Raw genomic sequence first — 11,141 nt, 5'->3', positions numbered from 1 at the left:
CTTAGAATTCCCTATAAAACATCTTGCTTAACAAGCCCTAGATAAATTTATCGTCAATTCAAGGGTTTAAGACCCCAACCATTACACGTAAGTAGAACGACTTGAAAAAAACAAACTATGTAAAGCAATGTAAATTTTGCAAAAATCAGTTCGTAGTAAGGACTTTAGTCCTGATTTGAGAACTTTAGTTCTCACTACAAACCTTTAATTATTTACCCTGTTCTACTTAGTATCAGTTGAGTTGGGGTTTGTCTTGAAAAATGCCCGACTCCAACTGTCTTTAATTTTGAAGTAATGAGTAATAACTAATGGGTATTACTCATTACTCATTACTCATTACTCATTACTCATTACTCATTAAAGTAAAGGCTGTATTTGCAGTAAAGCTGATAAATCTAGAGAAGCAAGCTGTTTATAAGCTTGATCTATAAATCGCTTACCTCTAAGAAAGCCTGTATTCGCTCCCGGACAAATGTATTTGAGAGTTTCAGGTGTAAAACGTTCTAATAAGAACTGAAGACTCTTAATTTGTCGCCGCCAGTGAAAGGTTTTAGCTGTCCGTAATGGTATTGGCTCACCCTTCTGATTAGGAACTAAATGGCGGCCAGAAAACAATATACCTCCAAGTTCACTGTAGTATAGGCAAGATGAAGCGGGAGAATGGCCTGGTGTCCAAATCACTTGTGTTGCAGCATCGAGAGTAAATTCCTGACTAAAGGTAGTTACGGTTAAGCCTGGTAACAAATAAGCTTCTTGTTCTTGCATCAGTACCTCACAGCCAAAGGTTTGCCCAATTTCAGCGGCCTTGCCAATAGCGCCTCGATGGGTAAGAAATAACCAACGCACGCCTCCATGCGCGGCTAAAAAATCTTGATTTGTTTGGTCTAAGGCAGGACAATCTATGAGGATATTGCCTTCATTTCTTACAATAAAATAAGAGGTTCCTCCTAATGTGTCCCGATTGGGTGGAAAAGCAAAAATGCTCTCTGGTGCAAATTCCGATTGCAGAGAACTTCCGCTAGGAACTTCGTCAGTGAATACAGCCCGTGGTGGCTTAGTTGTATGACTTGGCTGTTGAGGTAGAGGGCACATAATAAAAGAACGGACTGAGGAGTTGTGGATAATCTAGTTACAGTGGGGAAATTCTCAAAAATTCTATAGCACTGTTAACTGTTCGGAAAAAATTGGGGTTTGAGGTCTGCCTTGTAGTTAATGCTATGGTGCTAAAGCTACTGGTAGGGCGTTCTGTCAAAATTAGTGAAGATAATATGGGATTTTGGTTTTTGTTTCTCCTCCTACTGGGGCTAGCTACTTATCTAATGGTGCAGCAAAGCGTCGCTAACATCACCCGCACACCAGTATGGTTGTTATGGCTAGTTTTAATGACACCAGCATTGCTGTTGAGTGGATGGACGTTGCTGTATGGGACTAAACTACCTCCACCACCGTCGCTGTTCATCTCGTCGTTATTTATCTGCACACTGTTGTACTGGATCTTGTTTCAATGGGGAAGGAGAGTGCCAACAGATACACAGACCGCAGCCCAAGCCAAAGCCTCAGAATCACAGCCAATTATCCAACCCACCACAGAACCACTAGTGCGTCCCATTGAACCAACAGAAGAAACCCAACTGCGAAATTGCTTCCCTTGGTCTGTATACTACGTTCAAAATATTGAGTATCGACCACAAGCTGTAATTTGCCGTGGTCAGTTGCGAACTAAAGCCAGCAATGCCTACCAGCAGATTAAGACTAATTATTGAAGCACAATTTGGCGATCGCTTCGTGTTGATCTTTCAAGAAGGTTTTAACGGTAAACCTTTCTTTGTGCTAGTTCCTAACACTCAAGCTGCGAAAGAGAAAAATACACCACGCCATAATCAAGAACGCTTAACTCGACCAGGATTAGCACTTCTACTACTAGTAGTTACTTTGATGACTACTACCGAATGGCACTAAGAAAAGCGGAAAGCCTTATCAATTAAGCAGTTTGCAATTGATGGCGTAATTCATATCTGGGCTTGGTCAATCTGGGGTAAGCTTTGGGGCGACGTTTAGTGACTCGTGGTTCGCTGCGTCCAGGACGGTCGGGAACAGCCTTGTGAGCAATAACTTTTAGCAAAGTGTGATAAAGTCGGAGACGTTTTTGATCAGAAGCAGCTGATAATTTGGGAATAAAGTTAATTAAATGGTGGCGAGTGCCTTGCAACGATAGGCGTAATGGAGGAGTAGTGTAACCCGCATTTCTCACAAGCTTGAGGGAAGGAGCAGAGGGGCAGAGGGGCAGAGGGGAAAGAACTTGTACAATAACCGAAATTTCTCACAAACAATAAAAAATCAATTCACATCTCTTGATGTAAGGGATTTTTTGATACATCATCAATTGAAATTTATGATGGTAAACAAAGTAAGTATAAAATATCAACTATCAAGCTAAAACAGTTACCGATATTTTGGCTTATGCTGAGATTGAAACACTCTGTTCATCAAATTAAGCATCCAAAACAAGGCTTGAATCATAACCAAGCCAAAAATATTATTAGAGAGAAGGTGAAATGCTGCTTGACTTGAAATTAAGCGGTATTCGAGAGCATTTTTAAGCATCTGTAAGCAGCAGCAAAGATATGTTTTACAGGACTTGAGCTAGTAATCGCAATTAAAGTTCGCCGTGAGCTTATAGTAATTAAGGCTCCTAACTTCAATAATTTTGTCCGAATAGTCCCAACTTGAGAATTTTTTAATTCGGTTTTGGCTAAACATTGTGACCGCAATCAATGCATTCATCAAAACATAAGCAAGCGAAGAGAACCATAAACGTAGTTGATTTCCCGCAAATGTATGAGTACTAGTTCTATCACTAAAAAGTTCTAGCTGTTGTTCCTTAAAGCGATTTTCCATCTCCCCTCGCTTACAATATTTTTGTCTGTATAGTTGACCAGGGGGTACTTTATTGGTAGGAAGACTTGTAACAACAAAACGAATATTATTTCCCTTTATTCCATATTCAACCTTACAAACAACACGACGACTACGACTCCAAGATTCACGAGTCTGATAGTCTAACGACTTGTGCCAAATTGAGTTGTCAATCAGGTCACAAGCAAGTTCGGAAATTTGTTCATTTGGTTTAAATAGAGTTTCTAAGAATGAAGCTACTGTTGATAACTTCTGCTCAAATTCAAGCGAGGCTCTATTTTGAGTCGCCATAGCCATTTGAATTAAACGGCTGTTTCGCGCCAATCCAAAAACGTAGTCAACTCCAGTCTGCGACTCACACCATGTCATGATATCGTCTCTGGAATAGGCACTATCTCCTCGTACTAAAATCTCAACATTCTGCCAATGTTGACGTATTTGTTTAATGACTCTCTGCAACTCTTCTAACGCCCCAAACGCTGGATCTACATTAGAAGGACGAAGTTTGGCTGCTAATAAGTGTTTCCCACAAAAAATATAAAGTGGAGCATAGCAATATCCTCCATAATAGGTATTGAAGAAAACTTGTTCCTGATTGCCGTGTACTAAATCATCAGTTACATCTAAGTCCAAAATAATTTTTCGTGGTTCTTTTAAGTAAGATTTTAGAAATATATTTACAAATAGGCTTTCAATTTCTTCTGAAGAATGTCCAATTTTATGATAACGACTTTCAGCTCCCTGTTCTACATCTTCGGGACAATGTTCCAGCCGATTTAATGTACTCTTTCCTGCCAATGTTGCAGGTTCATTCTCTACTCCAATCCTTTTTCCTAATGCTATAGCAAACATCTGGTCATGACGTAATTCTTCGTGGTCATTCAAGTCTTCATACCCCATGACCAGCCCGTATATTCGTTGTTTAATTAAGCTCTCTATTGAATGGTCAATTCGATAAGGCTTTCGGTAATCTTGGAAACATAGTGCAAACTGTGATGTGATTTGCAGTTTTCTATCTATTTCAGCAATTAAGCTTAAACCTGCATCAGATGTTACTTGTCCACCCTGGAAATTAACTACGACTGGGGGCGATTTTGGCTGTTCAAATCTGAACTGTTTTGGTATACGATCTGTCGAAGCTGAAGTCATGCTCTACAACTGCCGAAATGCTTTCTATATATACATTTTCGCAGTTTTTGATCCCCTTTTTTTAGATTTTGTGAGAAATCCGCGTGTAAGTAGTTGCAGCCGACCACATCAAACTACGAAGTAAATTGTAAGCCAGCAAAAAAACGTAAATTTCTTTGCGTACCATTGAAGGTGTTTTACATCGTAGAACATCCATACCCAAGGTCGTTTTGAGATGTCTTAAATCTAGCTCAACATCCCACCTCTGACCGTAAAGTCCAACGATTTCGAGAGTAGAATAAGTTGCTATATCTAAAAGAGTAGTAATTAAGCTGACTCGTTGAGTGCGAAAACCAGGAATACTAATGTAGTAGTAAACTTCCCGTACAGTTATGGAAGGAGGTAGAGCATCAAATTCATCTTTGCTCAACCCTTTTGGACATCTTTTAGGTTTATACCAAGTAACCAACTTGTCACAATCGCCAATAATTTTACCTTTTCGCATGGTTGTTGTGCGAGATTGATGCTTACGGAATACAGCATCACAACCAAGCTTGGCAATAGAAACCATATCGGCATAAGCACAAAAAGCTCTATCTCCTAAAAGTACATCATTTGGTTTGAGAAAACTGTATAACCTCCGAGCTAATTTAATATCATGAGTGTTCAAAACGTCTATGCACAAAGCAACAGCGGCTCCTGTTGCCAAACTGAATATCACTCCAATTTTGGCAATTGGAAATCCACATCCCTCTTTTTGGGTGCTAGGTTGAGGGTATTGTTTTTGGTTTTCTACGGTATCTGGCATGGAGACCGTTGAACCATCTATTACCTTTACATTACGCCCACACCATAAATGTTCTTGGGTCACTTTTGCTTCTAGATTTTGTGCCGAGCAATTGAAAACTTTTTCTAATAATTTCTCTGGAAGTCTCGCTCTAGCTTGGCAGTAACCACTTGTATCTGTTGAAGGTACTTCTACTTCTTCTTGAGCTAAATGTGCAATTATTTTACTGACCGCATTATGGCAAGTTTTATCCGTATCCAAAACTTGTGATAAAAACGCCCACAATGTTATCAATGGGTCAAATAACCGCTTTTTGTATTTAATTTTTAGCTCAGAGATTGCAAGTTTTATCACAGACTCTGGCAACAGTTCTTTAAAAGGTAGCCCCAAACTCTGACTAAATTTGTCCTTGAGAATTTGTACTCTTAGTGTCACAGTGGTGTTTATGATGTTGGCTTATTCGTCTCAAAAAAGTATTTCACAGACGAGTAAGCTTTTTCTACCTTCAAAAACTTTTGGGCAATCCTACATCACCTTTTTATCTGCGGTCGCCACTTCTCATGCCATTACTGCTCAATTGGCATTAAAAGCTGTAACCCTTATTTCACATAGCTTAGAGCTGGGAGCAATGCGAAAATGTGAGATCGGGGTTTAATTATCAACTACATCGCTAGATTCTCAATAAAACCAGGTTTATTTCGTTGCGATCGCATCCCGAAATAACCTATTCCGTTCTTGGTTTTAGCACCTCACAAAATCGCATTGCTCCCCTTAGAGCTTTTCTTAGTGCCATTCAGATGTAACCCTTATTTCACATAGCTTAGAGCTTTTCTTAGTGCCATTCAGGTCTTAGTCAAAGATGGCAGATAGTTTTGCTCTGCATCAGCATTTGCTAACCCACAAACCGTATATGGTCGTTAAGCTTTTACGTATACAACTTGCATTATCAGGGCGCTCATGTTGCCCACCCTACAATGATATTGAAAAAATATTAGTGCAAATTAAAGATGCAACAGCTTACGAGCAGTTTTGAGCCTCCAACCCAACAGTAAGCCAGTTCCAACCAGTAAAATGCCAGCAAAACCATAAGGGACGTTTACCTGCCATGCAAACAGAACTCCCCCTAACATTGCTCCCCCAACTTGTCCGAGGCTATTGGCAGCATTTTGAATTCCTAACACTGTTCCCGTATGTTGACTGCCCCGTTTTGAGATCAAAGCAATTAAGTTTGGGGTGATCAATGCCATACCAAATGCCAATATACCGACCACTCCCAGCACAATGGGAAGTGAGCGCGCCATTAGCAGCAGAAAGATGCCGCTTCCCATGAGTGCAAATCCCAAAGCAACTTGGGCGATCGCACTCATATATCGAGTCAAAAAGCCCACGGCCATGATTTGAAAGACTGCCATCACTGAGCCACAAATCATGTATGCAAAGCCTGTTTGGATGGGACCGTATCCCAATTTTTCTTGAGCATATAGTGCAAAAACGGCTTCAAAGAGCGTGAGTCCAAACTGGGCGATCGTGGTTAAACCCAACAGCAGTAATAGTGGTTTACCAAGCTTTTTCCAATCTAGTCCTGGCTGATGAGCGAGTAAAGTTGCTGATTTCGATGACAACGATTCTGGCAACCAACGGAAAGCGACTATCAGCGTTAAGAACATCAAAACCGCAGCTAGAAAAAAGGGAGGAGCATAGTTTTCAATTTTGAGATCGAAAAGACCAAAGGTAAAATGTAAGTCTTCACGAGTTGTCAAACCACCGAAAGCTGGACCTGCAATTGCTCCAAGACTCACTGCTGTACCAAGCCAAGCCATTCCCTTGGCGCGATCGCGCTCAGAAGTTAAATCAGAAACATAAGCCGTAGCCGCAGGCAGCATCGCCGAAGATAGAACCCCACCGAATGCCCGAACAACATACAGCATTGTCATTGAAGAGGCAAATCCAAATAGGAGTTGAGCGATCGCGGAACCAGCAATTCCGATCAAGATTAAGGGTCGTCTGCCAATTCGATCTGACAATTGCCCCCAAAACGGTGCTGTAATAAACTGAGCTAAGGCGTAAATACTGGTTAATAAGGTAATGTGGATGGCGATCGTTTCACGCGGAATACCTGCTGCATGGAGATGTTTGGCGTAGAAAGGAAGTACAGGCAGGCTTACTCCGAAGCCAATCATGACCACAAATAAGCAAACAAGAAGTAAGAATAGCCTTTTAATCATCTTTTACTCATCTTTTGCTGATAAAAAGTGCCTGTTCTGATGTACTTAATCATTAGACATCTCCAGAAATTAATTATGCGTTACCTGAAATTCTTGTAGAGATGCGAAATTTCGCGTCTCTTTCGGAGATGTCTATTAGTCATAGGACGTGATTGAGTCATGGCTGGAGACCTCAACCACACTTATCTTCCGACTTTGTTGGAACTACTTGTTTTCAAGTATCTGCCTAATTGGGGCTTGCTGAAAAAGAAAGAAAAGGTTGCAGTATCTAGATTATCAGACCAAAGAAGTATATTCCGGTGCAAGATTTGAAGGTAAAATAGCCCAAAATCCTTGCATGACTGTGGTCAGACGAGACAAGCGTGTATCCGATGTAACCATGTACCGAAAAGAAGAATCAACTCCAATTCCACCAGAAAATTTTGAACTTCCATTTGAGGGAAAGTTATCATCAGATAATCGTTGGGTCATTATGGCGAATTTCATACCCTGGACAGAATTTGAGTCGGAATATTCTTCCGGGTTCTCCGCAGAGATGGGGGCACCAGCAAAGTCATTTCGGATGGCGTTAGGTGCATTAATAATAAAAGAGAAACTAGGCATAAGTGACAGAGAAACAGTAGAGCAAATCAAAGAGAACCCTTATCTACAGTATTTTATAGGGATATCATCTTATAGTAATGAAACTCCCTTTGACGCATCAATGTTAGTACATTTTCGTGAAAGAATTAGTGCTGATTTTGTTAACAAAGTTAATCAAAAAATGGTGAAGAAGATGCTTGAAAAAACATCTTCGATTGACAATGAAAAAAAAACCGAAGAATCAGAAAAAGAAGTAAGTGGTCTAAAAAATCTGGGGAAATTAATATTAGATGCCACTTGTGCGCCAGGTGATATTAGCTATCCAACAGATTTAGGGCTACTAAATCAAGCCAGAAGGCAGACAGAAAAAATTATAGACTTTCTTTATGAACAGGTACTGGGTCAATTAGATAAAAAACCTAGAACATATCGACAGGTAGCAAGAAAAGATTATCTAGAAGTAGCTAAAAAACGTCGCGTTTCCCAAAAAGACCGGAGAAAAGCTATAAGAAAACAGCTTCAATATATTAAAAGAAACTTATCTCATATTGACCAGCTAATCAGTTCAGGAGCAACTCTAAAAAATTTAATAAACAGACAATATAAGATGTTGCTTGTAGTCGGAGAAGTCTATCGTCAACAACTATGGTTATATGAAAATAAAAAACAGAGTATTAATGATCGTATCGTCAGTTTAACTCAACCACATATCCGTCCCATTGTCCGAGGGAAAGCTGGGAAAGCCGTGGAGTTTGGGGCAAAATTGTCGGCTAGTTATTACAATGGATATGTATTTTTAGACCATATTAGTTGGGATAATTTTAATGAATCAGGAGACTTAAAAGCACAAGTAGAATCCTTTAAAAACTACACTGGTTATTATCCAGAATCCGTTCATGTTGATAAAATTTACCGGACACGAGAGAATCGAGCTTGGTGTAAAGAACGAGGTATTAGAATTAGTGGAAACCCTTTAGGCAGACCTCCAGCCAATGTAAGTAAGGAAAAAAAGAAGCAAGCTGTCTTATGATGAAAGAATTCGTAATTCTATTGAGGGAAAGTTTGGGCAAGCTAAAAGAAGATTTAGCCTGGGTAGAGTGATGGCGAAACTGTCTCATACTTCTAAAACTGCAATTGCTATTACTTTTTTAGTAATGAATCTTTCTACTCAACTGTCACGCTTTAAGAGTGCTTTTTTATGTCTATTTTTGAAAACAACACCTTTTTTTCGCTCTAATATTATTGAAAATTATAGTTTAGCCAATCAAAAACAACAAAAACTTATATTTAGGGCTTGCTTGAATAACTGACCAATCCTGATCTTGCTTTTTTATGACTTTTTCAGCAAGCCCTAATTGGGTTTGTAGATCGCTCAGGTGAACGCCAGTCAGATTCGGTAGCACAATGTTGGCAGATCCAACGCGCTCTACAGGTCCGAGTCCAATCGACCACATACCTGCGGCGATCGCTGCTTCAATTCCGGCGGAGGCATCTTCAACCACAACACAGTGGGCAGGGTCGAGTCCTAACCGAGTCGTGGCGTACAGAAATAGGTTGGGGGCTGGCTTGGGGTATTGGACGCTAGAATTTTGATGCTTCTCTCAGACACAAACCCTTACTCCTCCACCGTTATCGTGCTGTGATAGCGAAGCGCTGCCTTGAGCAGGTCGCTATCATTCAAACTCTAGAAATAAATTCTGAGAAAGTTATGAGGGTTGCATAAAGCATCAGGAGGGCATCCATCCAAACGCATGAGAAATATTAGAAATATTGTCAGTCACACAGAGCTAGACCATAGCGGCTTAGTGGAAGATGATGACTGGCTAGATGATGATACTGAAACTGACTAGAAATCATCATCAAAGTCTTCACCAGACCAAAAAGGTGATTCTAAACCCGCATATCTGTAACTTCATCTTTTTGTTGAGTAGCCTTCTATTAGGTTGCCCTAGTCATCGCTTTCATCTGGTAATTTTTGTGATTTTTATAAGTTTGTTGGAGGACATTTTAGCTGAATAAATTCTCTATATTTTTGTATATATTTTTATATTTGATGATACTTTAGGCAAACTAAATGAAATTTATTACTAATTTATATATCAACAAATGTTGGTTAAATATTTAAGTTTTGTTGATTGGCTTTTTGAGGTAAAGGTTACATAATAAAACCAATCTATGTAAAACAGAGTAATTAGATTTCATTGAATAATGAGTATTTATTGGCTCCATCATATAGCTAATTTTTAGGGCAAGGATATGAGCATTTTAGAATTGATGCAGGCATTGACATTTTTGCATAAGTATACTTTTGATTATTTATTCTGGAAGTATTCATAGAAGGATGTAGCCATTTTATGTGGTTTGCTGAGAACCTGTATAATCAACTAGTCTTATCGTTAAAGGTTGCTTATACTAAATGTTTTTTAACTATTACAAATCAATTCTTTTCTTCAAAATAAGGTTTAAAAATTTCGATTTACATCAACAAAGTGTATTTGCTTTGTAGAGGATTGTTATTTGTTATGTCTCAAAATAGAAACAGTAAGGGTAAAAAAGTCATGTCTGATGATAATACAACCAATAGTAATAATAGTAAATCTCAAAAGCGGCTAATAATTGTTACAGGTGATAAAGGTGGTGTGGGAAAAAGCACCTTTGCACGAGCGCTATTTCAACTGTACATTAATAAAAATTTACCCTGTGTTACTTATGAAGCTGACTTAAGAAATCCCCAGTTAGAAAGATATTTCAAAAAAGACTACCGACCGATAATCCGTTACATTGATATTTTCCATAGAGGTGGTGCTGACGATTTATTAATTAATTTAGATGAGAGTGATTGTCCTATTACGCTATTAGACTTACCAGCACAATCTGGAGGTTTCTTTGAAAGTTATGTCAAAGAGCTTTCATTTTTTGAAGTGCTTAAAACCGATATTAATTGCCAAGTTACGATGGTTTCAGTGATTAGTAGGGTTCTTGATTCCATAAATGTTTTAGAAAAACTGCGTGAACTTTGTAAAGATCAAGTAGATTATATTGTCGTCAAGAACTTATTTCATGGTGAAGAAGAAAAATTTGAGCGATATAATGACGCTTTTCTACGTCAAAATATGCTTGCAGAAGGTCTAGTAGAACTTGTGATGCCAGATTTATTCTACAAATCCTACGACTTTATTGACCGCCATGCTCTGACATTTAATGAAGGTCAGACTCATAAAGGAACAAATATTGTGATTAAGTCGAGAATTAAATCTTGGCTTGCTGAGTTTGAAGCGCAAATTAAGCCAGCATTTAAGTTATTTGGCTTTGATATACAACCAGATGATTGTTACTATCCAGCAGTTGTTGAAAAGTCTAAAGAGCTTAGAGAAAATGAAGAAAAAGAAAAAGCTAAAAACCAAGATTCAAATTTACAATCTCAAGAAATAGCTGCTTAACCCTGTTTTGTCAATCTAGGAGAAACTAATCCCTGAAAGCCTTTCGGAGCTTCACTTTTCAGC

General features: G+C 38.9%; 6 protein-coding genes and 3 pseudogenes. 3 read left to right on the top strand and 6 right to left on the bottom strand.

Translation table 11 applies throughout. The annotated features are described in order from the left end of the window. Positions 1 to 357: 357 nt before the first annotated feature. Entirely contained in the window at positions 358 to 1,092 is a 735-nt protein-coding gene (locus tag GTQ43_RS34500) for an MBL fold metallo-hydrolase (RefSeq protein ID WP_265277234.1), read from the bottom strand. Between the two features lie 176 nt (positions 1,093 to 1,268). Here GTQ43_RS34500 and GTQ43_RS34495 point away from each other — a divergent pair. Beyond that, positions 1,269 to 1,947: pseudogene (locus GTQ43_RS34495) on the top strand (site-2 protease family protein); the annotation flags it as partial. A gap of 34 nt (positions 1,948 to 1,981) precedes the next feature. Here GTQ43_RS34495 and GTQ43_RS41915 read toward each other — a convergent pair. The 4 genes and pseudogenes from GTQ43_RS41915 to GTQ43_RS34475 all read right to left on the bottom strand — a co-directional run bounded on the left by GTQ43_RS41915 (position 1,982) and on the right by GTQ43_RS34475 (position 7,056). Continuing rightward, positions 1,982 to 2,251: a hypothetical protein gene (locus GTQ43_RS41915; protein ID WP_414859173.1), complete on the bottom strand. Its 270-nt coding sequence runs from the start codon at positions 2,249 to 2,251 to the stop codon at positions 1,982 to 1,984. Between the two features lie 322 nt (positions 2,252 to 2,573). After that, positions 2,574 to 4,065: pseudogene (locus tag GTQ43_RS34485) on the bottom strand (IS1380 family transposase). A gap of 61 nt (positions 4,066 to 4,126) precedes the next feature. After that, a complete protein-coding gene (locus GTQ43_RS34480) occupies positions 4,127 to 5,266 on the bottom strand; it encodes an IS4 family transposase (protein WP_265277233.1) in 1,140 nt (379 codons plus the stop codon). Positions 5,267 to 5,832: 566 nt separating this feature from the next. After that, positions 5,833 to 7,056, bottom strand: a complete 1,224-nt coding sequence (locus tag GTQ43_RS34475) for an MFS transporter (RefSeq protein ID WP_265277232.1) — start codon at positions 7,054 to 7,056, stop codon at positions 5,833 to 5,835. Between the two features lie 379 nt (positions 7,057 to 7,435). Here GTQ43_RS34475 and GTQ43_RS34470 point away from each other — a divergent pair. Beyond that, positions 7,436 to 8,948, top strand: a protein-coding gene (locus GTQ43_RS34470) for an IS5 family transposase (protein ID WP_414859156.1) whose coding sequence is annotated in 2 segments (ribosomal slippage) — positions 7,436 to 8,662 and positions 8,664 to 8,948 — 1,512 coding nt in all. Because the reading frame shifts where the segments join, the coding sequence is not laid out codon by codon here. Here GTQ43_RS34470 and GTQ43_RS34465 read toward each other — a convergent pair. Further along, positions 8,895 to 9,221, bottom strand: a pseudogene (locus GTQ43_RS34465) (HAD-IA family hydrolase); the annotation flags it as partial. The gene GTQ43_RS34470 and the pseudogene GTQ43_RS34465 sit on opposite strands and share 54 nt — an antisense overlap. A 975-nt stretch (positions 9,222 to 10,196) precedes the next feature. Here GTQ43_RS34465 and GTQ43_RS34460 point away from each other — a divergent pair. Then, positions 10,197 to 11,078, top strand: coding sequence for a chromosome partitioning protein ParA (locus GTQ43_RS34460; protein ID WP_414859179.1), 882 nt, complete (start codon positions 10,197 to 10,199; stop codon positions 11,076 to 11,078). Positions 11,079 to 11,141: the final 63 nt, after the last annotated feature.

It is taken from the genome of Nostoc sp. KVJ3, from assembly GCF_026127265.1.
GTDB lineage: Bacteria > Cyanobacteriota > Cyanobacteriia > Cyanobacteriales > Nostocaceae > Nostoc.
The sequence above is the reverse complement of the archived record's forward strand: the minus strand, read 5'-3'. Positions and strand labels throughout refer to the sequence as shown.

Bases quoted from the DNA above. Each gene is read 5' to 3' on its own strand.
- GTQ43_RS34500 (WP_265277234.1), bottom strand. From the start codon at position 1,092: ATGTGCCCTCTACCTCAACAGCCAAGTCATACAACTAAGCCACCACGG.
- GTQ43_RS34475 (WP_265277232.1), bottom strand. From the start codon at position 7,056: ATGATTAAAAGGCTATTCTTACTTCTTGTTTGCTTATTTGTGGTCATG.
- GTQ43_RS34460 (WP_414859179.1), top strand. From the start codon at position 10,197: ATGTCTGATGATAATACAACCAATAGTAATAATAGTAAATCTCAAAAG.